Here is a 23,887-nt window from a genome sequence, read left to right on the forward strand (position 1 = left end):
GCTTGCTTTTAGCAAACAGCCTCTACCCTACATCGATATTGGATCAATGCTATTCTTTATTTAGAATCTGGCATTAAAATGAATTCGAAAAGCCGATCTTTCTTCAGGTATTTTCCAGCTACATCTTGTATTGATTTTGGCGTAACTTTATTCAGGTTCTCCATCCGACGTTTATATCTAGTGATATCCAAATCATTTTGATAAGAACTCGAAATGTAATTCAGCCAGTAGCCATTTTCACGTAAACTCAATTCATTCTGTCTTTTTTGTTCAGCCACGAATTTTTCAATATCCACTTTATCCGCACCTTGATCCTGTATCTTTTTCACTTCATCCAAAGCAGAAGCAATCAAAGCATCCGCTTTATCCACTGCCGAACCAAAACCAATTGAAAAGGCATAGCGTGCTTTAGGTAATTTACCGAAGCTGGCACGGGCACCAACACCGTAAACACCACCTTCTTTCTCGCGCAATCGCTCAAGCAATTTGATTGTCAATACACTTTCTAAAGCTTCCATATTGACATTCTCACTTTCACTATAATTATAGTCTCCGTAATAAGCCAATTGGGTACTTGCTTTTTCTTCCTTGCCTTTATGAACAACCACTCGTTCCCCTTTATTCGGTTCCAGAATATTTAAGTCTTTGTAATTCTCTCCTCGTTTGACCGCAGGTAGGGAAGCAAGATAAGTCTCAATGAACGGTTTAATCTGTGCTTCATCAAATGAGCCTACAATGGTAAATACAAAATCTGAAGCATCTGCAAATCGCTCTTTATAAATTGCCAATGCACGATCACGGTCGATTTTTGTTAGCGTCTCCACAGTAGCATTTTGTCGGCGAATGTTATTCCCATAGAGCACCGCCTTCACTTTATCTGAAAAAACATTATTTGGATCGCTCAATCTATTTTCTAGCGATCCTTTTGCTCTTGTCATTGTACTTTGGAAAACGTCATTATCCAGACGAGGTTCTGTAAAATAGCCATAAATGAGCTCAAAAGCATTTTTCAAGCCTTCTTTGTCTGTGCTACCTGAAAGACCCTCATATCGTTCCGAGATATATGGCGAAATCGACACTTCTTTTCCGGCAAGATATTTAGTCAGCTCCACGTTGCTCATTTGTCCGACGCCGCTCGCATCGACTAATGATGAGGCATTTGAAGCGGAGAAATAATCAGCATCAGCATACAACGACGTTCCTCCAGGACTATAGGCCATAATCTGGATTTCGTCATTTTTAAAATCTGTAGGTTTTAAAATCACCTTCACGCCATTGCTCAAAACCAATTCTTTAGCTTGGACAGCAGTGACATCCTTTGAGGACACGATTGTACCCTTAATAGGTTCTTTGGAAAGCAAGGGAAGATTGGAGACCTTATCCTCATAGGCAGAAACCGGACTGTCTTCGACCGCCTTCACCCATCCCAAAACAGCTTGTTCTGTAGGCAGGTTCGCCTTTTCCTTTTCTGGTCCCATAATTAATATATCACGATTTAAATCCGTGTAATACTTTTTGACCAGGCCATTCACCTCTTCGAGTTTCAATGTAGGCAATAACTGTTTCGTTAAGCTATAAGAAGCTTCATTGCTCAAGGCCGGCTCATTGTCGATGAAATAGTTCAGGTAACGGTTGACATAGCTATCGGATTTCTTCTTATCCCGCTCGATATATGCCATTTCATTTCCTTTCTTCATATCGGCGAGCGCACGATCCAATTCGGTCTGCGTGAAACCATATTTTTGAATGCGTTCAAATTCAGTCAGCATGGCCTTAAATCCAGACTCCAGTTCACCCGGTTTAGGTACAACCAATAAAGAGAAGGTATTTAAATTCGCAACAAAATCACCAATACTACCACCAGCTTGCATAAAAGGTGGATTCGGTTGCTGCATCAGTTCAGAAAAACGACCAGCAATCATCTGATTGAAAATATTTTTGAGTAATTCATTACGGTAGTCTCCGACAGTCACAACCTTGTCTTTCTCATTTTTGATTAAGATCTGAGCGACAGTATAAGGCAATTCCGGATCCGAAATAGTCAAAAATTGGTTTTTATTCAGTAAATCGACCTTGTATTCTTTGCGTGGAAGCACCTTTTTCGGCATTGTCATATCCGAAAATAATACTTTCACTTTTTCCTCGATTGCTTTGGGATCAATATCACCTACAATAATGAGCGCCTGTAAATCTGGTCGATACCAATCCTGATGAAATTTGCGTATTTCAGTATACGGAAAAGTCTTTAAAATTTCTTCGGTACCAATAGGTAGACGTTTTGAATAGAGGGAGCCATTAAGCACCATAGGAAAATACTGATCTTGCAGACGTTGCTGCACACCTCTTCCACCACGTTTCTCTTCCAAAATAACACCACGTTCTTTATCAATTTCTTCGCCGTCCAATAAGGCATCCTGTGCCCAATCGCGCATGACCTGTAGTCCATTTTTCAGCAATTCCGGATCATCAGATGGGATAGGTAATTGATAGACGGTCTGATCAAAGCTTGTGTAGGCATTCAGGTCCGAGCCAAATCGTACACCAGCTTTCTGAAGGTAATTGACAAGTTCATTTTTCGGAAAATGCTTCAAGCCATTAAAGTTCATGTGCTCTAAAAAGTGCGCCAATCCAAGCTGTTTTTCGTTTTCTAGGATTGAACCCGCTTTCATACCCAAATACATGGTAACACGCCCCTTAGGCTCAGTATTTTTGCGGATAAAATATGTAAATCCATTTTTCAATTTACCAGTGACAACTTCATTGTCGAAAGGTAACTTTTGGTTTAAGGCCAGACTATCCTGCGATAGAATAGCCCTGGCATGTGCCGTTAAAGTAGTTGGCATTTTTGCCTCTACGCCGTAAAATGTAGCCGGAAGTAAAAAGGCTAATGCAAGTGGTTTAATGAATTTCATACAAAAAAATCTCTTTTTTTTAGTCAGTTATTTTTTGCTAATTGTTTATATTAGGGTAAACGGAACTGGAGACCAATTGTCCCGATAAATAGTAAAATACAGATAAATAATATTTATTAATATCCCTTATGGGATGGAGCGTATCATTGCTATAGCATATGGTTTGTAAAAAACACGTTTAAAAATACAGAATATCTTTCGAAAAGAACAATAGTTAATTGTAATTTTGTTGCAAATGGATTTTAGCAACTGGCAGGTCATTAAAAAAGAATTCGAGCAATTTCTAAAGTTCGAACGGGGTTTGAGTATTAATTCGATCGAGGCTTACCTCAACGATGTCTCCAAATTCCAAATCTATTGTGAGGACAACGGACTCCTTTTAAACAAAATCTTCAGGAAGGATATTCAGGATTTTCTACACTGGTTACAGGAGTTCAATATCTCACCGTTCACACAATCCCGTTTGATATCCGGACTAAAAACCTTTTTTAGTTTTCTGATCATTGAACATGAACTAGATAATAATCCAACAGAATTGCTACAGGCTCCACGTCTTGCGAGGAAACTCCCTAGTGTACTGAGTATTCATGAGATCGATCAACTGATAGCTGCCATCGATCTTTCTTCCACGGAGGGGCAACGCAATAAAACAATTATTGAAGTTTTATATGGTTGTGGATTGCGTGTGTCCGAGCTCGTCAATCTCAAGATCTCCAATTTGTTTCTCGACGTAGAATTTATCAAAGTGGAAGGTAAAGGTAGCAAAGAACGACTGATTCCGATTGGCCAACAAGCGATCAAACATCTCAGGCTTTATTTGGATTCCATTAGATCACATATTAAGATCAAGAATGGAAATGAGGATATTGTATTTCTGAACAGAAGAGGTTCGGCTTTGTCTAGGGTGATGATCTTTCTGATCATTAAGGAGCTTGCTCAGAAAATTGGACTACAAAAGATAATCAGTCCCCATACCTTTAGGCATAGTTTCGCCTCCCACCTCGTTGAAGGTGGTGCAGATCTAAGGGCTGTACAAGATATGCTGGGGCATGAGAGTATTACGACAACCGAAATATATACCCATATTGATCGAGATTACCTCCATTCCATCATCACACAATACCACCCTAGATCGTAATCAGTTAACATGTTTATGCAAGTCATTGTATTCGCTATTCTTTGCCCCTGGGACAATTCATGAACTTTAGTTATCGATTTAACGACAAGATTCTCTACCCTACTTTTGCTGAAACAAGATTCGATTATATTTATTTCAGTTTGAATCCCAAAAGGAATTTGAGTTCAGAATAAAGCCAGCGAATAAATATCGTAGTATACAACAAGGGCTCACTTGAATACATATTGCTTATAGACAAAAAGTTAGCGCAGAAAAGCGGAATGACGCAAATTATAAAAGCAGAGAGGTCAAAAACCACTAGAGATGTACATCGTAAATTCCCAGTTCAAAAGTTTAAATTTTATAGCAAAGATTATTTGTAAGATCTAGAAAATAGTATATCTTTGCGACACGTCCCCGTAGTTCAATGGATAGAATTTCAGATTCCGGTTCTGACGATATGAGTTCGAATCTCGTCGGGGACACTTCCTATTTAACAATAAAAAAGACGATCAATTGATCGTCTTTTTTATTTAACAATCATAACTCCAAAATTGTCAGAAATCTCCAGTTAAAATTCTACTGCAGATCCAGATCCAGCCTAACGTTTAGGACAAATTCTTTTGCAGTAATTTATGCTGAGATGCCGTAAATATATTCCGAAACAAAATATTGATTTCATTGTCAGTGGCAGCGCCCGAAATCCCAGTATGGGGATAGAGTTTAATCACATTGGACAGAATAATCTCCACAAAGTCTCTACTTTCTATTGCTATACACTCATATAACGTGGTATTATCAACCTTATTTTTGAGATTCTCCCAAGAACGAGTCGCAAGCTCCAGGATACTATTTTCCCTAGCTGTGTAGTCCTGCTGCATTTCATCCAATTTCCGGAAAGCAGCTTTACTTTCCATTTGCTCCCATTTCCCCTGATTGGACTTCAATACAAATAACTTCTCGATCAGATCCAAAAACCGACCGTACATCCCCATAAAATTCACCAATAAGGTCAACTCCGCAAATGGCATAAAAGGGTATTGATAGAGCAGCTCAGGTCGTGTACTTTTTGAGGCATCGATAAGAAAAGACTGGTTGTCGTCTACCTGTATATTATCTAGTGAAAAAGAATGCGATGCTGTCGCCTCAAGCCCGAAAGTATCCCAATCGTAATGAATCAATGCAAATTCACGCGCGACAAAGAAAGATTTTACAAGTGGATTTCCATCCTGATCCAACAGTTGTTGTCCATCCGCCTGGATATAGGCGTTCAAGGTAAAATGTGTCAGGTGGGGTGCTCCAGTGGCATATTTCCAAAGCCCTTTCAAGTGATAAGACTTGCCCTCACGCTCAGCGATGCCTGCAATCTGTCCACTTCCTCCAAAACATACCTGTTTTGAAGTGAAAATATCCTGCCCAACTTCGGAGTCAATAAAACCAACAAAAAGATTCGCTCCCGCACATAAAGTTACCGTCCACGCCAATCCCCCATCCCAGTAGGCTAGCTCCTTCAACAGGGAAAGCCCACTAACCAGATCCAGCCCCAAGCCATTCAGAGATTCTGGTACCCAGATTTTAAACCACTTGTTCAGGTATATCAGTTCAAGCTGCTCATCAGACAAACTCTTTTGCTGAATTGCTTTCCGTTGCTGATCTTTTAGAACAGCAATAGCTGCATCAGTCAGCTGCATATTTTTTTTCATCACTTAATATTCTCCGCCAATTAAAATAGCCACTAAAAGCCATCACAAATAAAAATAAGGTTAAACCAGCATAAAGGAATAGACCTTTGTGTATAAGCAAGGGAATTGCCATCAGGTTACTGATGTTCAATAAAATCCAATTTTCAAGCTTACGCTTTGCCAATAGCCACATCCCTGCCCAGGCTGTACAGGAAACAAAAGAGTCCCATAACGGAACATCGGAATCAGTTAAATGCACCAGGCCAAAATAGAACAATAGGAATCCGGCTACACAGATAAAACCAACAATCTGCCAATCTCTGCCTGTACTACGACTGATCGGTACGATCGTATCACTGCTATATTTCCAATAGATCCAGCCATAGATGCTCATCACCAAATAATAGAGATGCAACAAGATTTCAGCATATAATTTTGCGTGGAATAATACATATACAGATATGATAATGCCTATTATCCCAAAGAGGTAATTGATCGATTTATTTTGCCTTGAAAACCAAACCTGCAAGATACCAAAACATACCCCCAGCCATTCCGCTATGGTGGCTTGCTGCATTTGTTGAATAAAAGCCTCGAAAATTGTATCAGAAGTCATTCAATTGTTTATTAGTTCGTGGAATTACATAATAAACTTATGAGCGGAAAAAACGGATGTTTTTATTGAAATTAAAATCCCTACGCCAGCATTATCCGGATCAGGTATATAAAAGCGATTGCACAAGGTCGTACAATCGCTTTTATTGGGTATAATCTCAGCCCAGATGACATTGTCATTTCCGAGCACCCCATAAGTATATTGTTTATTGAAATTAATCTATGTCAATTAATTTCAACGCTTTATGCGTACGGATACGCGTCTCTCTACAAAGCTCAGCATCATCATTTAACGATTTACCATGCGAAGGAATCATCTCGCGTAGTTTCTTGCGGTATTCATCTGATTTAGCACGCTCAGGGAAACATTTCTTCAATAGACTGATCATGATTGCCACCGAAGTTGATGCACCTGGAGAAGCTCCCAATAGCGCGGCGATAGAACCGTCTGCACTTGAAACCACTTCTGTACCAAACTCCAAAATTCCACCTTTCTTCTCATCCTTTTTAATCACCTGAACACGTTGACCGGCTTTCTCAATAACCCAATCTTCCAATTTAGCTGTTGGCATAAATTGTTTCAGCGATTCCAATTTATCTTTAGGAGATTTCATCACTTCCGTGATCAGATACTTCGTCAACGGCAAATTGTCAAGTCCTGCCGATAACATCGGACGGATATTGGATAATTTGATCGATGCAGGTAAATCAAAATAAGAACCTTGCTTCAAGAATTTGGTTGAGAAACCAGCATACGGACCGAAAAGTAAGGCTTGTTTTCCATCGATATAACGGGTATCTAAGTGCGGTACAGACATCGGTGGCGCGCCAACAGATGCTTTACCATAGACTTTAGCATGGTGCGTATTGATAATTTCTTCGTTTACGCATCTCAACCATTGCCCTCCTACAGGGAATCCACCGTAACCTTTTGCTTCTGGAATACCAGATTTCTCCAGCAATAACAAGGAGTGACCTCCAGCGCCGATAAACACAAACTTCGCTTTTAGCTCCCTCTTTACCCCTGTTTTCAAATCTTTCACTTCGATTTCCCAACGGCCATCGTCTTCACGATCGATGTCGACAACTTCGTGGTTTAATGAAATTGAAATATTTTCTTTGTTTGCTAGGTTATTAATCAAATCACGTGTCAATGAACCGAAATTCACATCGGTACCTAGATCCATTTTGGTTGCAGCAATTTTCTCACTTGCATCCCGCCCTTCCATCATCAAAGGAATCCATGACTTCAATAGCGTTGCATCTTCGGTATATTCCATGCCTTTGAACAAGGTCTGGGTGTTCATTGTTTCCCATCTTGTCTTCAGGAATTTCACATCTTTTTCACCAAAAACCGCACTCATATGGGGAATGCTGCGGATAAAGTTCTCCGGTTGGGCAATAATACCCTTATCAACCAAGTACGACCAAAACTGCTTAGAAACCTCAAATTGCTCAGCAATTTTAACAGCTTTATCAACTTTTACCGAACCATCTTTTTGTTCCGGTGTATAATTCAATTCGCACAAGGCCGAGTGACCTGTACCAGCATTATTCCAAGCGTCAGAACTCTCAGCCGCCACAACATCCAAACGCTCGAGAATTTCAATATTAACGTCTGGGCTTAATTCATTGATTAGAGTACCCAAAGTAGCACTCATAATCCCGGCGCCGATTAGAACAACGTCAACTTCTTTATTTGATTTTTTGCTCATGTTTTTGTGATTGATGCAAATTTAATATAGTTTTTGGTAAACCCCCAAGTCTTTTGTCAAAAAACTGTACTTTTTAGAAACACTTATTCAAAAATACCATTGATTTATTAAAATAATCCTAAGCATAATTGAAATTCCACTTTTTCCAGTTTTCTAAGGTCATACATGGGATATCGTTCATCGATACGGCAATAAATAATTCGAAATAAGACAAAGGCTCATTGCTTTTTGAACCGTTATTTATCGAAAGATTTTGTGTTATAATATAGTTTTAACATTTTTGCAAAAACATCAACGAATAACATTACACTCTTATATGAAACTACTTGAAGGAAAAATTGCTTTGGTAACTGGAGCATCAAAAGGAATTGGAAGAAAAATTGCGGAAGTGTTTGCACAACACGGCGCCCATGTTGCTTTCACTTACCTTTCGTCTGTAGAAAAGGGACAAGCGCTAGAAAAAGAGCTTCAAGCCTACGGAACAAAAGTAATCGGCTACCGTTCTGATGCTTCAAAATTTGAAGAAGCAGAACAATTAATCAATGCAATCGTTGCAGATTTTGGAAGCCTGGATATCGTAGTCAATAATGCCGGCATCACAAAAGATGGTCTGCTCATGCGTATGACGGAAGAAAACTGGGATGACGTCTTAAACGTCAACTTGAAATCCGTATTTAATGTTACAAAAGCTGCTTCAAAAATAATGATGAAAAACCGTAAAGGTTCTTTCATCAATATGTCTTCCGTTGTTGGCGTCCAAGGGAATTCTGGTCAATCAAATTATGCCGCTTCCAAAGCTGGTATCATAGGATTCACCAAATCCGTTGCTAAAGAATTGGGTTCACGTAACATCCGTGCAAACGTTGTTGCCCCTGGATTTATCCGTACAGAAATGACAGATATATTGGATCCTAAAGTGATCGCGACATGGGAAGCAGGAATTCCTTTGAAACGTGCTGGATCTCCAGAAGATGTAGCCAATGCCTGTCTTTACCTTGCATCTGATTTATCCGCATACGTCACTGGACAGGTTCTTCCTGTTGATGGTGGTATGTTGTAAAATATATCAAATACTGGTGTCCTAAAGTCGACACCAGTGTTTTTCTATAATTATTCCGAATACCAAAATTCGCCCGCAGACGGTTTTACATTATTGCGACTCTCCAGCTTTGGCTTTGCTACCCAATATTTCTAAATTTTAGCTAATTTTGTCCATCAAAATTTAAATGCTATGACGAATTGGACGGATTTTTTTGCAATTCAAACAGAGGACGACTTTAATCAACATTGTATAGAAACTTATCACTTCCAACTGCAGCATTGTCAGGTTTACCGAGACTATGTTTCGCTGATAGGTAAAGAAAAAAATCAAGTCAAGCATTATAGCGAGATCCCCTTCCTGCCGATAGAATTTTTCAAAACACAAAAAGTTCTGGCTGCCGGAATGGACCCCCAAATTGTGTTTTCAAGCTCAGGCACAACAGGTATGGTCACATCCAAACATCTTGTTGCCGATGTATCCATCTATGAGCAAACTTTTCGACGTATATTCGAAGACTTCTATGGACCGATTACGGATATCGCTGTTTTGGCCCTACTCCCATCCTATCTGGAAAGAAGTGGTTCGTCCCTGATCTACATGATCGATGATTTGATGAAACAGAGTAAACAAACGGAGAGTAATTATTTCCTCTACAATCATCAGGAGTTATACGATACACTTGTTCAATTAAAAGATAACGGAACTAAAACCATCCTTTTTGGTGTCACCTATGCCTTGCTTGATTTCATTGAGCAATATGCTTTTGAATTTCCGGAACTGATTATCATGGAAACTGGCGGAATGAAAGGTAAACGCAAAGAAATGGTGAAACAGGAAATTCACCAACTGCTTGAGGATGCTTTTAAGGTCAGTGGGATCCACTCAGAATATGGCATGACCGAATTATTGTCACAGGGGTACTCTTCGGGTCAAGGGATTTTCCATTTGCCCAAATGGATGAAAGTATTAATTCGTGATACAAATGACCCGTTGAGTTTAATTTCCTCCGACAGAACCGGAGGCATTAATGTCATCGACTTAGCCAACCGCTACTCTTGTTCATTTATAGCAACACAGGATCTCGGAAAAGTGTATCAGGATGGTTCATTTGAGATACTGGGGCGTTTTGACCAAAGCGATATTCGAGGCTGTAATTTATTGGTTCAATAAAAAGCCCCATAAAAATTTATAGGGCTTATCTTTACCATACTACAATTGGTAGCACTTATGGAATCTGTTCTTACTATCTCAGACTTGGATCTTCAAACGTATTTCCGGCGCGCATGTCTCCTGAGTCATATCCTTTCTTAAACCAGGCCATTCGTTGCGCTGAGGTTCCATGTGTAAAAGATTCTGGAACAGCATAGCCTTGCGCAGCCGTCTGCAATTTATCATCCCCTACCGCTTCTGCGGCTTTCATACCATCCACGATATCGTTATAATCTATTTTTATATCCGTGTATTCATTGAGGTAATGCGCCCACACACCGGCATAGAAATCTGCCTGAAGTTCAGTCATGACCGAAATCTTGTTGTTTTCACGTTCACTCAGTTTCCCACGGGCTTGATTGGTTTTGGGTAATAATCCAACCAGCTGTTGAATATGATGCCCTACCTCGTGTGCAATAACATAAGCCATCGCAAATTCCCCCTTGGCACCAAATTTATCGGAGAGTTCGCGGTTAAAGGTCAGGTCCAAATAGATTTTCTGATCTCCAGGGCAATAAAATGGCCCATACGAAGCCTGTCCCATCCCACAACCGTCTGTCTGCGTACCACCATCATAAAAAACCAGGGTAGTTGGCGTAAAATTTTGCTGCATTTGCTCTTTAAATAGCTTAGCCCAGACATCTTCTGTACTCTGAAGTACAGTCAACGAAAACTCAGTCAACCTCTTTTCCTCAGGATTTAGTTCGCGCGGTTGCCCAGACTGCTCCGTTTGCCCACCCATATTTTGCGCCTGTTGCAACAACTGCATGGGATCGCCCCCCATCAGAAAACCAATAACCAAGACGATGATCCCCCCTATACCTCCCAATGCTAGCTTTCCACCACCGGACATACCTCTACGATCCTCAAAATTGCCACTTTGTTTACCTCCTTGCCATTTCATATGATTTGTATATTTATTTCAGTTAATAATCTTTTCCAACTTCGTTAGCGTACAAATTCAGTACCAATATAACAGCTCATCCTATTTTTTTTTAGAGAAAGACCAGCTTTATTTTAGCAACGACAACTTACTACAATTTATATTCTTATTTTTGGGCTTTTATAGAAACAGATATGAAATTAGAAGAACAATTACTAGCGCGAGCTGGCGGAAAATGTGAGCTGACAGACACTGTAACGGACTTAATAACCTATACATTACCTCCGGAAACCAGTTCAACTTTGGATAACACCCTACTGATTTCAGCAACATTGGCCAACCAGCTCAACAAAACAGAGCAATTAAATCCCGAAGACTGGAAATTTCTACCAAATGCCATGTGGTCAGAAATCCCTGCTGTACAGATTGTCTGCTGGCGCATGTTAAATCGTCTGAAAAATGAAGGCTGGGCTTCCGAAGCACTCGATATCCTCTACCTTGATGATGAAACATTAGCCGAGGCAAAGAAAACCGGAGATCATGAAAACGACGGTTACGTTTCTTTTCATGAAGATAGCATCGGACAGCGATTATTAGAAGGCGATACTGTTGTGCTGACAAAAACACTGGATGTAAAAGGCTCTTCGCTCAAAGCAACCTTAGGTACTGTGGTTAAAAATATCCGATTAGTAGCTGATAATATTGAGCAGATCGAAGGAAAAATTGAAGGCCAGACAATTGTCATATTGACAAAATATCTACGCAAACAAAACTAAGGAGAGGAATTCTTCCGCTATAAAAATTTAGCCCTAAACCAGTAATCTTATACTACTGATTTAGGGCTAAATTATATTGATTGTGGAAATTCCCTATTGTGGATAATTGCGCATAAACTCAAAGCGATAGTTTGGATGTTGTTTAAGACTATCAATTAAATCTGACAGTAATTTCTGGCCTTTTTTCGTTTGGTACATATTATCATGGGTCAACAGGACAACATTATTTTTTGTGTAGGATGTACCTTTACGAAGCAAGTTCTTCATCTGTGTATACAACTGGTTAACCGATAAATCCGGCTTACCTGTCACACCATTAATCTTCCATTCGCAATCCCAACCCATAATTTTATAACCGTTTTCGTGTAGTAGCTCTGCGGTAGAAGCGCCGCTTTTTAGATCAACCTTTTTACGGTCACCCACATACCAGATATTTCTTCCGGGGAGTCTCACGATTTTGTGCTCCAGGCCCAGAGATTGTTCTGCCAATTCAAAATCTTCAAATGCCGTCTGTGGATTTGAATAAAATGTACTATACTTATTATGCGCATGCCAATAACTATGATTGTAGCAATCGACCAGTGGATTATTTTTATACCGTTCTGTATAGCCGTGCAATTTTTTGCTCATCTTATCATGTTCGCCAATCAAAAATGCATTGATCTTGATACCCTTCGCTGTTGCGATAGAATCCAAATACTGGCTACCATTAAGCGGGCCGTCATCAAAAGTAAGGTAAATATATCGCGGCGAAACAGAGTCCGTCAATAAAACTGTGGTATCTTTGGCACCACTATAGGAAACATTCGCCTCCATTTTGGTAATGGAATCCTTGCGCAGCGAATCCACTTTTGTAATAGAATCCTGCACAACAATTAGACTATCTTTCTTGTGCTGTACAGAATCTACAGTAACACCCTTTTCTTCCTTTTTACCGCTGTTTTGATTACAAGACTGTAATCCTAAACTAGCTATTCCCAAGCCCATCAATACAAAGCTTGATTTAATTACTTTTCCCATTACATAAATTAACTTACACGCCACATGCTATCTTTTGCACACAAAATGCCCTACTTTATTAAAGTCTCTTCGTATGCTCGTGTCGCAAAATTAAGATAATTTTCATGAATCAACGCTTTATATCCTGTGATTTATTCCTTACACTTTATTTTATTGAATATATCGTTATAAAATTTTAGCATCTATCTAGAGATTACACTATACAAAAGACTAACTCAACCAAAATCAATGCTATAAAAAAGGGGCCTGTCTTACGACAAGTCCCTTTCCTATTAAACGATTAAGATACTCAAACTAGACACATCCAATTAATCTCAATGTCTCCCTCTGTGTCCGTGCTCGTGCCGGTCATTATCTCTATCTCCGTATCCGCGCCCACGCCCTCTTCCTCTATCGTTATGTCTTCTATTGCTCTCACCCCAGGAATGATCTCGTCTTACACTACGTTCACTCGCAAAGGAATATCCACTACGTCCATGGTGACTATCCCGGATAGAAACCTGTCTGCCCCGTGAGTGGCCATATCTGCTTCTATAACGGTCATGGTGATGCCAAGGTGTGCGATCATTGATCACTACTTTATGCGCCCTATAAAAATCATAATGCCGATATCTTCTTGGTAAACTCGCCCTTCTTATCCAACCTCCATTGTCATAGTAAACATAACATCTCGCAGGTACATCATAATACATATTGTATTCAGGCATGTAATAATAACGGGCATAATCATAACCCACCGGTCCCCAACTTGGCTGACTTCCGATATTTACGCTGATACTTACCTGTGCATCAGCCGTCCCGGCCACAAAAAGACCTGCAACGATAGCAGCGGTGTAAAACATTTTTTTCATAAGTAGCTCCTCCCTTAGTTTTGTAATTTATTCTTTACAATACGACAACAAACTGTATGCAAAAGATTAAATGATAAATGTTAATTTTTGTTAACAAAAACTTAATCTATTCAGCACAAACAACTTAGTTTTATTTTTACATTCAAAAACAGGGAAACTTTTTAGGGAGCAAATTGTTCAACCAATAATACTTTTAATACTTTAATTGAACTTCAGTATGAATACTTACAGCATTGGAATCATCGTCGGCAGTTTAAGGAAACAATCCTATAATAGAAAGATAGCTGATTTTATTCTTGAACAAACACCTAACAAGTTTAACTATCGTATTCTTGAAATTGGTGATCTCCCCTTATACAACCAGGATTTTGACGACGAAGGCAATCCGCCCGAAAGTTATATCCGGTTTCGTAAAGAGGTCGCAGCATTGGATGCTATTCTGTTCATTACCCCCGAGTATAATCGCTCGGTACCTGCTGTACTAAAAAATGCAATAGATGTAGGATCCCGGCCATACGGGAAGAATAAATGGGATGGCAAACCGGGAGCCATCATCTCCTCTTCAACAGGAGCTTATGGTGGTTTCGGTGCAAACCATCATATCCGACAGTCCTTGGTATTTGTCAATATCTTTCCGATGCAGCAACCCGAAGCTTATCTTGGTAATATAAAAGATTGTATCGGCGAGAGCGGAAAAGTTGAATTACAAAAAACAAAAGACTTCCTGCTTGACTTCAAAAAGGCTTTTGAGCACTGGATTATCAGAATAGTACATACAAAAAGCCAAGATTAATTTTGGCTTTTGTATGTTTATCAATTATTTCTCCCAAACTTAGCTTTGCTCCTCATTTGAATCATAATTCCAGCTCAGCAACTTTTCTTGCAATATCCGTGATATTTTATTGAAATAGCGTTTCTGCTTGTAGCCCATGACCCATTGCACCCCTTGTACCGCATTGGTACAAAAAATCTCATCCGCTCTTTTCATGATTTCAGCGCTAATTTGTGCCTCAACAACTTCAATCCCTTCAGACCGAGCCATATCCATCACTACCCGTCGCATGACACCTTCGATACATCCCTCGGATAGCGCAGGCGTATATAATATTTTTTCGTAATACACGAAGATATTTGAGGTCAGGGACTCACAAAGGTAACCTTCCTGATTTAAGATCAATACATCATCAAAAGCCATCTTTTTCTTATAGATACCCGCCAGTACATAAATTTGCGAATTGAGCGATTTTAGTTTTGACAAATCACTATAAGGCTTTTTGAACTCACTATATAAGCCCACGATCAGACCGACTTTCTTATCTCGTAGATTGGGTTCTAAGCGCTGTACCTGCAAGACAAATCCCGGTTTATTTGTGGTTGGACTATACAATCCTCCACCCATCCGAAATACAATCAATCGAATACGTACCTGCTGTCCCAACATGTTATTCTTACGAATCAGCTCCTCCGATCTTGAACGGATAAAAAATTCATCAAAAAGATTCGCATCATCAAGGTGTATCAATTCCATCCCCTGTTGCAAGCGCGCTACATGAAAATTCAGAAAACGAATATCACCATCCTTATACAACATGGTTTCAAACAATCCATCACCATAGCGAAAGCCTCTATTTTCTACGTTAAATATTTCCTGTTCTTCCGGCACTACATTGCCGTTAAAATTGATATAGTTTGTCGGCATCTTTATTTGTTTTCTAAATTTTAATCATTTTCTACAGCCATGGAATTTGCGGCGTAACCACGCCACTTTTCTAAAGCTAAACGAAAATCTTCAGGATATGGTACCTCAAAATAGATATTTTCTTTTGAAGTCGGATGAATAAATCCCAATACCTGTGCGTGAAGCGCCTGCCGTGGAAGCAGGTTAAAGCAATTGTCCACAAATTGTTTATATTTTGAGAAGACAGTTCCTTTTAATATTTTATCCCCGCCGTACATTGCGTCATTAAACAATGGATGACCAATGGATTGCATGTGCGTACGAATTTGATGTGTACGCCCCGTCTCCAACTGGCATTCGATCAAAGTCACATAACCCAATCGTTCCAGTACTTTGTAATGCGTCACTGACCATCTTCCTTTGTCCTCACTTTCGTACATGGCCATAATACGCCTATCTTTCAGATGACGACCAATGTAACCAGTAATCGTTCCATCCTCTTTCAAATCACCCCATACCAAGGCAATATATTTACGGGTAATGCTATGATCGAAAAATTGCTTAGCCAAAAATGCCATCGATTTTTCGTTCTTAGCAATCACCAACAATCCGGAAGTATCTTTATCTATTCGGTGTACCAGACCGGGACGGTCTGAATTTCCCGGCAACTGTGGCAGCTGCTGTATATGATAAGTCAATGCATTGACCAATGTACCTGTATAATTATTATAACCTGGGTGAACTACCATCCCAGCTTCTTTATTTACAATAAGGACATCGTCATCTTCGTATTTTATGTCTAAGGGAATATTTTCGGGGTAAACCTCATTATCGCGTGGTGGATCTGGTAATACCAACGTAATGACATCCTCTGGTCTGACTTTATAGCTCGCCTTGATCTCTTTTCCGTTAACCATGACAGAACCTGCTTCAATGGCATGCTGAATTTTGCTTCTTGTCGCATTTTCCACCCTATTCATCAGATATTTATCAATACGGAGTAAAGCTTGCCCCTTATCCACTTCAATGCGTAGATGTTCAAATAACTCTTGTTCTTCTTGATCTTGCGATCCCATTTGTTCTGTCATTCTACAAAAATAAACCAAATGAAACAATTTTCGTTAAATTTGTTTTCATTTAATGTTATGTTGCCATTCAAAATCCATAGCCCCGAAACAGAAGTCACATTACCTTTATGGGAAAAAAAGCACATCAAGGTAACACTGAAGCGGGACGACCTGATCCATCCTTTTATTTCGGGCAACAAATGGCGAAAATTAAAGTACAATCTTCAGGAGGCATTGCAGCTCCAAAAAAATCATATCGTTACTTTTGGTGGTGCATGGAGCAATCATTTACTAGCGACCGCTTGTGCAGGAGCAACATTCCGGCTCAAAACGACAGCTTTCGTCAGAGGTGACGAACAGGTTAATAATCCGGTTCTGACCATGTGTCAATTATTCGGGATGCACCTTATTTATGTGGACCGGGATTCCTATAGGGACAAAGAAAAGCTCTATAGCGACTATTTCGGTCAGGATCCAACGGCCTTCTATGTCCATGAAGGAGGCTATGGCCTCTTGGGAGCCAAAGGCTGCGCCGAACTTGTCGATGAGCTCCAACAGGACTACCAACATATCTTTACTGCCTGTGGTACTGGAACTACGCTTGCCGGAATTGCCAACGCAATTGACAAAAAAGATCTTTTCACTCAGATACACGGGGTACCCGTACTCAAAAACGGCAGCTTTATCAATGATGAAGTTGCTCAACTCTACCCCCATCTTGCCGCACCTATCTTACATCTGGACTATCATTTTGGAGGGTATGCTAAGACTACACCTGAACTCCTTGCATTCACACAGCATTTTATCAGCAGTACAGGGATTATGATCGAGCCTACTTATACCGGAAAATTGCTTTATGCTGTAGATGATCTCATCAAAAAAGATTATTTCACACCAGCAGATCAGCTACTGGTTGTTCATACAGGTGGGCTCACCGGACTACTCGGGATGTACGAACGCTTTGCATTTCATTGACCTAGGTCAATAAATAGGCTATTATGCCCCTAGCAGACATTTTGCTGACATTTTTTTTGTGATTATGTTGTAAGTTTGACCAGTTTAAAAATTAAAACGTACACAGATGAAAATATTAGCATTTGCAGGAACAAGTAATAAGAATTCTATCAATAAAACTTTTGTAACAAGTACTTCCAAATATTACAAAGAAGCTGATGATAGTGTAGAGCTTCTTGACCTCAATCATTTTGAAATGCCTATCTATTCTTATGATAAGGAAGTAGAATTAGGCATTCCACAATTAGCGCATGATTTTGCAGCAAAAATGGATGCCGCGGATTTCTTGCTTATTTCACTGGCGGAACATAATGGCTCCTATACTTCAGCTTACAAAAACATTGTTGACTGGGTATCACGGATTCCGAATCGCAAAACCTTCAATGGTAAGCCTGTTTTCTTATTAGCTACTTCTCCCGGTCCAATGGGTGGCTCAACTGTACTGAATGCAGCAGTCAATAGAATTACCTGGGATGGTGCTGATATCCTGGACTCATTCTCCCTACCTGAATTTCATAAAAATTTTGAGGAAGGAAAAGGTATTACCAATCCTACTTTAAAAAGCCAGCTCGAGGCTAAAGTACGTAAGACTAAACGTGCTCTTGCAGAAAAATTAACGGTTCAAGGTTAACAAAAGATTAACAAATAACCATTGTAAAAACCTCTTTTAATATGTAAATTCAGAACCTACTAAAAGAGGTTTTTGATATGGCAAAAAAAATATTATTACTTGTTGGAGACTTTGTAGAAGACTACGAAGCGATGGTTCCATTTCAAGCGATGGGATCAATAGGAATAGCAGTTGATGCCATTGCCCCTGACCGAAAAAAGGGCGATGTGGTGCCTACCGCGGTACATGATTTTACAGGTGATCAAACCTATAAGGAATTACGGGGTCATAATTTCGCGATCAATAAGGATTTTGATCAGGTCACCCCTGAAGAATATGATGGACTCTATATTGCAGGTGGCCGTTCGGCGGAATATATCCGTCTTAACCAACGTGTATTAGAAATTACCAGACATTTCTTTGAAAAAAATAAGCCTGTTGCGGCAATATGCCACGGGATTCAGGTATTGACAGCAGCAAAGGTTCTGACCGGGCGTACATTGACAGCCTATGTCGCCGTAGGGCCGGATATTGAATTGGCGGGTGGTATCTGGAAAAATATTCCCGCTGATCAGGCTGTTGTAGATGGAAACCTGGTCACATCTCCTGCTTGGCCCGGACATCAGGCTATCTTAAAAGAATTTTATAAATTATTGGATATAAACATTACTATTTAAGCGTATTTTAATGAAGAAGAATAAAAAGGTATGGCTTTTGGTCATCCCGGTTTTAGTGTTGTTGGGTTTTATTTTAAAAGATACTTTCAATCAAAAAAGTATCGAAGATCTTCCTGGCGGATTTAAGGAAGTTGCTTTTGTTAGGAATGAGCAAAATAAAGGTGGCATTATCCGTATCTATGCTGTCACAGTAGGCGACCTATTGAATGCAGATTATACAGCCTGTCTGGAGCTCCTGCCAGTCAACGATTATGGCAGTACGACCACCGTATATTTTTTCGATCGTACAGCTCCTTACCCTACGACATTGGCAATTGATGCCCCGCATTTTGATGGCACCAAGTACAAAGCGGTCCAGATTTCAAAAAAATACGGAAAAAAGAAATAACAACACAGTCAACGATATTGTTCGCCCCAAAAGGTCTTGCACTTTTTGGGGTATTTTTTTGGAAGTAGATGAAGAAAAAATAAATTAATAATTCTTTAACACGAAAAAGTTCGTTTATCGCGCCTAGAGCTATAGTTTTGCTTCTTAAATTTATGTATATTTAGTTATGGTGAAAAAATTTATTCCTAGAGATATCAGTTGGTTGAGCTTTAATGGCAGGGTATTACAAGAGGCTGCAGATGAAACTGTACCGTTACCCCTAAGGATCAAATTTTTAGGTATATTTTCCAATAATCTGGATGAATTTTTTCGTGTACGTGTGGCAGGGCTCAAACGTGCCATAGACCTCAAGGACAAAAGTGCCAATCAATCCTTTTATGAAGATCCGCAATTAATTTTAGAAGAACTCAATATTCGGGTAATCAAACAACAAAAGAAATTTGATAACACCTGGAACCGGATCCAAAAAGATATGGCCAAGCAAAACGTCTTTATCAAGACGAGTGAGGAGCTTAGTCCGGAGCAACAGCAGTTTGTCAGTGAGTATTATCAGGATGATGTGGAGTCGAATGTCATTCCGTTAATTCTAGATGATGTTCGCCCAATGCCGTATATCCGTGACAAGAGCCTCTATTTAGGTATCGCCATGGGAAAAAGCGAATGGCAATACGAAACTAAGTTTGCACTAATTGAAATTCCCACTAGCCAGAACGGACGCTTCGTCCAATTGCCGGCACCAAAGGATGAAAAACATATTATTCTTCTCGAAGATGTCATTAAGTTCAATCTTCCATTGATATTTTCGTATTTCGGTTTCGATGTATTCCATGCACATGTGTTTAAGGTCACGAAAGATGCAGAATTCGATATCGATAACGACATCAATACAACACTGGTTGAGAAGATAAGCAAAGGCGTCAAAAATAGACGGAAAGGTAAACCGACCCGTTTTATCTTTGATCAGGAGATGGATCCAAAACTCGTCGAGTTTCTGATCAAAAAACTCAACCTATCCAAAAAAGATAGTATCATACCTGGACAAAAGATCCATAATTTCAAGCATTTTATGGACTTCCCAAATGTGTTTAAGTCCTATCACCAACCACAGGAGAGAACTTCATTTCCACATCCCTATTTTCAAAATTATGAACGTGTCACCGATACAGTTTTGAAGAAAGATGTTCTGCTCTCCTTTCCTTATCATGAGTTTCGGCCTATCATTGACCTGCTACGTGAAGCCGCAATGGATCCGGATGTGAAAACGATACAGATTACAGCCTATCGCTTAGCTTCGAATTCCAAAGTCGCCAATGCATTGATAAATGCTGCCCGGAATGGTAAGGAAGTAACGGTCATGCTTGAACTGCGGGCACGATTTGATGAGGAGAATAATCTGGACTGGAAAGAAAAACTTGAATTGGAAGGCATCAAGGTCCTAACGGGAATTCCCAATAAAAAAGTACATGCCAAATTATGTGTCATCAAAAAGCGGACTGGTGCAAAAACAATTCAATATGGCTTTGTCAGCACCGGTAATATCAATGAAAAAACGGCCAAATTATATGGGGACTACTGCCTGTTGACGAGCAATAGAGATGTCATTGCGGATATCAATAAAGTCTTCAATTACCTCAGAAGACCAAAATCAGACCCCGCTGAGATGATCAAAAACTGTAAAAGCTTATTGATCTGTCCAATTGATATGCGCAGGGAATTGCTGCATTTTATCGATCTGGAAATCGCAGAAGCTAAGGCTGGTCGAAAAGCAGCGATCATTGTCAAAGTAAACTCGCTGAGTGATAAAGATATGATTAAAAAGCTTTATGATGCTGCAACAGCTGGAGTTAAAATAGACCTTATCATCCGTGGGATCTATTGTGCGACGAACCAGAAAACATTTAAATCTCCGATGAATGCAATTTCAATTGTCGACGAATATCTAGAACATGCCCGAGTCATGTATTTTTACAATGCCGGTAAAGAATTAATGTATATCTCCTCGGCGGATTGGATGACCCGAAATTTAGATCATCGTATTGAAGCTGCTGTAAAAATCACCAGTAAAAAAATCAAGGAAGATTTAAAGGAAATGCTTTACATTCAACTAACCGATAATGTTAAAGCTCGCATTCTGAACAACTCCCTAAGCAACCACTACGTCGAAAATAAAAAGGAGCCTTGCCGCTCGCAGATTGAGATCTACAACTATTTAAAAAGAAAAATAACAGATCATTAAGTCTGATTTCTGACAAGCCTCAGGCATTCATTTCCTGAGGCTTTTCTTATTCATCTTCTTGTTATTGTTTGCATTACGTTTTAAGCGCATAGCCGAATGCTAGAATTGAGCATCAAATTTGTATCTTCATCCTATGAAACTCAACTTCTGTCTATCCATTTGTCTTGCTTTTTTTGCCTTCCAAACGAAAGCCCAACAAAAGATGCCAGCAAACTTCGTTTACGTAAAAGAATTCATCCCGACAATTACCCTCGAAATACGTTATTTTGGAAGCCACAATTTTACAGGAAAACCTATCCGTGGCTACGAAAAACCTGTTGCGATCCTGACGAAGCGTGCCGCATTGGCCTTACAGCAAGTTGAACAACATCTAAACAATCAAGGCTTGGCATTAAAAATTTTTGATGCCTATCGCCCGCAACGCGCAGTTGATCATTTTAAAGCCTGGTCACTGGCCACCCAAGATACGATCGCTAAGCGGGAGTTCTATCCAGAGCTAGATAAGAAAAACTTATTTAAACTCGGTTTTATTGCGACCAAATCAGGACATAGTCGCGGTAGTACAGTCGATTTAACATTGGTCAGTCTTAAAGATCACAAAGAAATAGATATGGGCGGTCCTTTTGATTTCTTTGGTGCCGTCTCTCATCATAACTATACCAAACTAACTGCAAAACAAAAAGAAAACCGCAGGATACTACGTGAGGCTATGGCTAAATTTGGGTTTAAGGCCTACGATAAGGAATGGTGGCACTATACCTTAAAGGATGAACCCTATCGTAAAACATATTTTGATTTTATTGTAAAGTAAGCATGTCCTCTATCGATAAACTCATTGACAACAGAGATTTTTTCGCTTTTCACATCAAGGGAAACAAATCCAAACCGGTCTTCAGCCCACAGCAACAGCATATATTGGCGAACAAGAGCCTTTATTCACTCTGCCTAATAAAAAAGGGGGAAACCTCTTTTATTATAAATGACGAACGGGTACAAGTTGGACAGCATCATCTGCTCTTGACTCATCCCTCGTCGAAAGTCAATGGAGCATCTGTCACCAAATCTTGGGACTGTGAAGTCTATCTGATTTTCTTTAGTATAGATTTTACGTTTAAATTGGAATTTCAAAAAGACTTTTTTGACTTCACAAAAAAGTCGCTCGCATTGGATAGCAATCACATTTTTTCACTTTCGGCACCAGATGCCGCAAACTTGTCTAACCTATTCAAGCAGTTTATTCATTACGACAAGCAAGGTGGGGACTATATTTTCAAGCCACAGATTATCAAGTCGCTGACGGAAGTGCTGTTTTGTGAGATCGCGCGTTTAGCCAGCCAAAACATAAAAAATATTCCCGTGGTACCTTCACGGAAAAGGGAAATATTGGCCAATTTCTACTTGCTATTAAAACAATCTTTCCGTCGGGAACATATGGTACAGTTTTACGCTTCAGAATTAGGTATTAAACCCAAACACCTCTCGGTGATCACGAAAGAACTCACCGGAAAGCCGGCAATAGAATTGATTCAGAATGTTTTGGTGGAAGAGGCTAAATGTTTGCTCCGTCAAGGGCTATCGATCGGAGAAATCGCGAAACAGTTACATTTCTCAGATCAGTCTTTTTTTGGAAAATTCTTTAAGCGAAATGTAGGCATATCGCCTAAAGAATTTAGGCAAAAAGCCTGATTAAACAAAATCCTTGAGATCAAAGATGGTACTAAATTGTTTATCTGCGGCAGAAGTATCCTGTAGTTTATCTTCTCCCCAAGTCTGTCCTTTCAGCCATAGCGTCTGACAACCGACAGCCTTTGCTGGAGCCATATCCTTACTATAGGAATCACCCACGACTAAGATCTCAGCAGCAGGCAAACCCATCGCCTCGACACCAAGTGCATAAATTGCAGGATCTGGTTTACGTACTCCCACTACCGCAGACTCAACAACCGCTTTAAAATAGGATAAAATTCCAAAATCAGCCAATACAGCTTTTAGATTTCCATAGAAGTTGGATACCATCACAATGGGATATTGATCGCCCATAACGGCCAATAATGGCTTTACCTGTGCAACAGTATCTTTGGCAAGAGAATAACCGTCAAATGCGATTTTATCAGCCAATTGCATATCCAGATCATAGCCGGCGGCAATAAGATATTCAAACTGTACTTTCAATTTCGCTTCAAGTACTTCAAGGAAATTAAAATCTGGTTTGATAATCGGCTGAATCGCCATTTGACGTTCGGCGTAGGCGTAGGCTTCTTGAAAGGAATTCAGGTTAACCGGAACTTGATATTTTTCGTAACCGGACCATATCACTGCCCCCCAATGTCCCCCATTCGTATCTAATGTACCTCCGTAATCAAAAATGATTCCCTTAATTATAAACTTATCCATT

22 protein-coding genes and 1 tRNA gene are annotated in these 23,887 nt (G+C 39.7%); 13 read left to right on the top strand and 10 right to left on the bottom strand.

Annotated features, from left to right (window positions below; genetic code table 11):
• Nucleotides 1-56: 56 nt before the first annotated feature.
• Nucleotides 57-2,912 carry a M16 family metallopeptidase gene (locus AC07UV_RS02110; RefSeq protein WP_495182555.1) on the bottom strand — a complete coding sequence of 952 codons (2,856 nt, stop codon included), beginning with the start codon at nucleotides 2,910-2,912 and terminating at the stop codon, nucleotides 57-59.
• Nucleotides 2,913-3,147: 235 nt separating this feature from the next.
• Between AC07UV_RS02110 and xerD the strand changes: the two genes are divergently transcribed.
• Nucleotides 3,148-4,050 (top strand): site-specific tyrosine recombinase XerD, encoded by a 903-nt coding sequence (gene xerD / locus AC07UV_RS02115; RefSeq protein ID WP_495182556.1) that lies wholly within the window; start codon nucleotides 3,148-3,150, stop codon nucleotides 4,048-4,050.
• 392 nt (nucleotides 4,051-4,442) lie between these two features.
• Nucleotides 4,443-4,514: transfer RNA gene (locus AC07UV_RS02120), tRNA-Arg, on the top strand.
• Between the two features lie 123 nt (nucleotides 4,515-4,637).
• Here the strand turns inward: AC07UV_RS02120 and AC07UV_RS02125 are convergent.
• From AC07UV_RS02125 to AC07UV_RS02135, 3 genes are all read right to left on the bottom strand, one after another.
• Nucleotides 4,638-5,732 (bottom strand): acyl-CoA dehydrogenase family protein, encoded by a 1,095-nt coding sequence (locus tag AC07UV_RS02125; RefSeq protein WP_495182557.1) that lies wholly within the window; start codon nucleotides 5,730-5,732, stop codon nucleotides 4,638-4,640.
• Entirely contained in the window at nucleotides 5,707-6,327 is a 621-nt protein-coding gene (gene pnuC, locus AC07UV_RS02130) for a nicotinamide riboside transporter PnuC (protein ID WP_495182558.1), read from the bottom strand. The genes AC07UV_RS02125 and pnuC overlap by 26 nt, the downstream gene beginning before the upstream one ends.
• Before the next feature lie 214 nt (nucleotides 6,328-6,541).
• Nucleotides 6,542-8,041 carry a malate:quinone oxidoreductase gene (locus AC07UV_RS02135; RefSeq protein ID WP_282253646.1) on the bottom strand — a complete coding sequence of 500 codons (1,500 nt, stop codon included), beginning with the start codon at nucleotides 8,039-8,041 and terminating at the stop codon, nucleotides 6,542-6,544.
• Nucleotides 8,042-8,357: 316 nt separating this feature from the next.
• Between AC07UV_RS02135 and fabG the strand changes: the two genes are divergently transcribed.
• Together fabG and AC07UV_RS02145 are read left to right on the top strand one after the other, a co-directional pair.
• Nucleotides 8,358-9,101, top strand: coding sequence for a 3-oxoacyl-[acyl-carrier-protein] reductase (gene fabG, locus AC07UV_RS02140; protein WP_495182559.1), 744 nt, complete (start codon nucleotides 8,358-8,360; stop codon nucleotides 9,099-9,101).
• A 171-nt stretch (nucleotides 9,102-9,272) separates the two neighbouring features.
• Nucleotides 9,273-10,253, top strand: a complete 981-nt coding sequence (locus AC07UV_RS02145; protein WP_495182560.1) for a LuxE/PaaK family acyltransferase — start codon at nucleotides 9,273-9,275, stop codon at nucleotides 10,251-10,253.
• Nucleotides 10,254-10,326: 73 nt separating this feature from the next.
• On the opposite strand, the gene ypfJ is transcribed toward AC07UV_RS02145, so the two are convergent.
• Complete coding sequence (gene ypfJ / locus AC07UV_RS02150; protein WP_495182561.1) at nucleotides 10,327-11,196, bottom strand: KPN_02809 family neutral zinc metallopeptidase; 870 nt, start codon at nucleotides 11,194-11,196, stop codon at nucleotides 10,327-10,329.
• A gap of 173 nt (nucleotides 11,197-11,369) precedes the next feature.
• Here ypfJ and AC07UV_RS02155 point away from each other — a divergent pair, with 173 nt between their 5' ends.
• A complete protein-coding gene (locus tag AC07UV_RS02155) occupies nucleotides 11,370-11,951 on the top strand; it encodes a PhnA domain-containing protein (RefSeq protein ID WP_120260825.1) in 582 nt (193 codons plus the stop codon).
• A 93-nt stretch (nucleotides 11,952-12,044) separates the two neighbouring features.
• Here the strand turns inward: AC07UV_RS02155 and AC07UV_RS02160 are convergent, their stop codons facing one another.
• Together AC07UV_RS02160 and AC07UV_RS02165 are read right to left on the bottom strand one after the other, a co-directional pair.
• Entirely contained in the window at nucleotides 12,045-12,971 is a 927-nt protein-coding gene (locus AC07UV_RS02160; protein WP_495182562.1) for a polysaccharide deacetylase family protein, read from the bottom strand.
• A gap of 314 nt (nucleotides 12,972-13,285) precedes the next feature.
• Entirely contained in the window at nucleotides 13,286-13,822 is a 537-nt protein-coding gene (locus AC07UV_RS02165) for a hypothetical protein (protein ID WP_495182563.1), read from the bottom strand.
• Nucleotides 13,823-14,039: 217 nt separating this feature from the next.
• On the opposite strand from AC07UV_RS02165, the gene AC07UV_RS02170 reads away from it, so the two are divergent.
• The gene (locus AC07UV_RS02170) at nucleotides 14,040-14,615 is read left to right on the top strand and encodes an NADPH-dependent FMN reductase (RefSeq protein WP_259180645.1); all 576 of its coding nucleotides are present in this window, start codon (nucleotides 14,040-14,042) and stop codon (nucleotides 14,613-14,615) included.
• A gap of 39 nt (nucleotides 14,616-14,654) precedes the next feature.
• On the opposite strand, the gene AC07UV_RS02175 is transcribed toward AC07UV_RS02170, so the two are convergent.
• On the bottom strand, nucleotides 14,655-15,521 hold the full coding sequence (locus tag AC07UV_RS02175) for an aminotransferase class IV (protein WP_495182564.1): 867 nt from the start codon (nucleotides 15,519-15,521) through the stop codon (nucleotides 14,655-14,657).
• 20 nt (nucleotides 15,522-15,541) lie between these two features.
• Nucleotides 15,542-16,588 carry an RluA family pseudouridine synthase gene (locus AC07UV_RS02180; RefSeq protein WP_495182565.1) on the bottom strand — a complete coding sequence of 349 codons (1,047 nt, stop codon included), beginning with the start codon at nucleotides 16,586-16,588 and terminating at the stop codon, nucleotides 15,542-15,544.
• A gap of 18 nt (nucleotides 16,589-16,606) precedes the next feature.
• Between AC07UV_RS02180 and AC07UV_RS02185 the strand changes: the two genes are divergently transcribed.
• The 7 genes from AC07UV_RS02185 (at nucleotide 16,607) to AC07UV_RS02215 (ending at nucleotide 23,178) form a co-directional block, all read left to right on the top strand.
• Nucleotides 16,607-17,542 carry a 1-aminocyclopropane-1-carboxylate deaminase/D-cysteine desulfhydrase gene (locus AC07UV_RS02185; protein WP_346087558.1) on the top strand — a complete coding sequence of 312 codons (936 nt, stop codon included), beginning with the start codon at nucleotides 16,607-16,609 and terminating at the stop codon, nucleotides 17,540-17,542.
• 106 nt (nucleotides 17,543-17,648) lie between these two features.
• The gene (locus AC07UV_RS02190) at nucleotides 17,649-18,212 is read left to right on the top strand and encodes an NADPH-dependent FMN reductase (RefSeq protein WP_495182566.1); all 564 of its coding nucleotides are present in this window, start codon (nucleotides 17,649-17,651) and stop codon (nucleotides 18,210-18,212) included.
• A gap of 77 nt (nucleotides 18,213-18,289) precedes the next feature.
• Nucleotides 18,290-18,868, top strand: a complete 579-nt coding sequence (locus AC07UV_RS02195) for a DJ-1/PfpI family protein (RefSeq protein ID WP_495182567.1) — start codon at nucleotides 18,290-18,292, stop codon at nucleotides 18,866-18,868.
• Between the two features lie 10 nt (nucleotides 18,869-18,878).
• Complete coding sequence (locus AC07UV_RS02200; protein WP_120260818.1) at nucleotides 18,879-19,256, top strand: hypothetical protein; 378 nt, start codon at nucleotides 18,879-18,881, stop codon at nucleotides 19,254-19,256.
• Between the two features lie 166 nt (nucleotides 19,257-19,422).
• On the top strand, nucleotides 19,423-21,492 hold the full coding sequence (gene ppk1, locus AC07UV_RS02205) for a polyphosphate kinase 1 (RefSeq protein ID WP_495182568.1): 2,070 nt from the start codon (nucleotides 19,423-19,425) through the stop codon (nucleotides 21,490-21,492).
• Nucleotides 21,493-21,694: 202 nt separating this feature from the next.
• Nucleotides 21,695-22,303, top strand: a complete 609-nt coding sequence (locus AC07UV_RS02210) for a M15 family metallopeptidase (RefSeq protein WP_257091735.1) — start codon at nucleotides 21,695-21,697, stop codon at nucleotides 22,301-22,303.
• Between the two features lie 2 nt (nucleotides 22,304-22,305).
• A complete protein-coding gene (locus AC07UV_RS02215) occupies nucleotides 22,306-23,178 on the top strand; it encodes a helix-turn-helix domain-containing protein (RefSeq protein ID WP_495182569.1) in 873 nt (290 codons plus the stop codon).
• Here the strand turns inward: AC07UV_RS02215 and AC07UV_RS02220 are convergent, their stop codons facing one another.
• Nucleotides 23,179-23,886: an HAD family hydrolase gene (locus tag AC07UV_RS02220; RefSeq protein WP_346087564.1), complete on the bottom strand. Its 708-nt coding sequence runs from the start codon at nucleotides 23,884-23,886 to the stop codon at nucleotides 23,179-23,181.
• Nucleotide 23,887 lies beyond the last annotated feature (1 nt).

Source organism: Sphingobacterium sp. GW821-FHT03E03, from assembly GCF_059420745.1.

Coding starts and splice junctions, on each gene's coding strand:
- AC07UV_RS02215 (WP_495182569.1), top strand. CDS start 22,306: ATGTCCTCTATCGATAAACTCATTGACAACAGAGATTTTTTCGCTTTT.
- AC07UV_RS02210 (WP_257091735.1), top strand. CDS start 21,695: ATGCCAGCAAACTTCGTTTACGTAAAAGAATTCATCCCGACAATTACC.
- xerD (WP_495182556.1), top strand. CDS start 3,148: ATGGATTTTAGCAACTGGCAGGTCATTAAAAAAGAATTCGAGCAATTT.
- AC07UV_RS02155 (WP_120260825.1), top strand. CDS start 11,370: ATGAAATTAGAAGAACAATTACTAGCGCGAGCTGGCGGAAAATGTGAG.
- AC07UV_RS02180 (WP_495182565.1), bottom strand. CDS start 16,588: ATGACAGAACAAATGGGATCGCAAGATCAAGAAGAACAAGAGTTATTT.
- AC07UV_RS02185 (WP_346087558.1), top strand. CDS start 16,607: ATGAAACAATTTTCGTTAAATTTGTTTTCATTTAATGTTATGTTGCCA.
- AC07UV_RS02165 (WP_495182563.1), bottom strand. CDS start 13,822: ATGAAAAAAATGTTTTACACCGCTGCTATCGTTGCAGGTCTTTTTGTG.
- pnuC (WP_495182558.1), bottom strand. CDS start 6,327: ATGACTTCTGATACAATTTTCGAGGCTTTTATTCAACAAATGCAGCAA.
- ypfJ (WP_495182561.1), bottom strand. CDS start 11,196: ATGAAATGGCAAGGAGGTAAACAAAGTGGCAATTTTGAGGATCGTAGA.
- AC07UV_RS02190 (WP_495182566.1), top strand. CDS start 17,649: ATGAAAATATTAGCATTTGCAGGAACAAGTAATAAGAATTCTATCAAT.
- AC07UV_RS02220 (WP_346087564.1), bottom strand. CDS start 23,886: ATGGATAAGTTTATAATTAAGGGAATCATTTTTGATTACGGAGGTACA.
- AC07UV_RS02160 (WP_495182562.1), bottom strand. CDS start 12,971: ATGGGAAAAGTAATTAAATCAAGCTTTGTATTGATGGGCTTGGGAATA.
- AC07UV_RS02170 (WP_259180645.1), top strand. CDS start 14,040: ATGAATACTTACAGCATTGGAATCATCGTCGGCAGTTTAAGGAAACAA.
- AC07UV_RS02175 (WP_495182564.1), bottom strand. CDS start 15,521: ATGCCGACAAACTATATCAATTTTAACGGCAATGTAGTGCCGGAAGAA.
- fabG (WP_495182559.1), top strand. CDS start 8,358: ATGAAACTACTTGAAGGAAAAATTGCTTTGGTAACTGGAGCATCAAAA.
- AC07UV_RS02195 (WP_495182567.1), top strand. CDS start 18,290: ATGGCAAAAAAAATATTATTACTTGTTGGAGACTTTGTAGAAGACTAC.
- AC07UV_RS02145 (WP_495182560.1), top strand. CDS start 9,273: ATGACGAATTGGACGGATTTTTTTGCAATTCAAACAGAGGACGACTTT.
- AC07UV_RS02135 (WP_282253646.1), bottom strand. CDS start 8,041: ATGAGCAAAAAATCAAATAAAGAAGTTGACGTTGTTCTAATCGGCGCC.
- AC07UV_RS02125 (WP_495182557.1), bottom strand. CDS start 5,732: ATGAAAAAAAATATGCAGCTGACTGATGCAGCTATTGCTGTTCTAAAA.
- AC07UV_RS02200 (WP_120260818.1), top strand. CDS start 18,879: ATGAAGAAGAATAAAAAGGTATGGCTTTTGGTCATCCCGGTTTTAGTG.
- ppk1 (WP_495182568.1), top strand. CDS start 19,423: ATGGTGAAAAAATTTATTCCTAGAGATATCAGTTGGTTGAGCTTTAAT.
- AC07UV_RS02110 (WP_495182555.1), bottom strand. CDS start 2,912: ATGAAATTCATTAAACCACTTGCATTAGCCTTTTTACTTCCGGCTACA.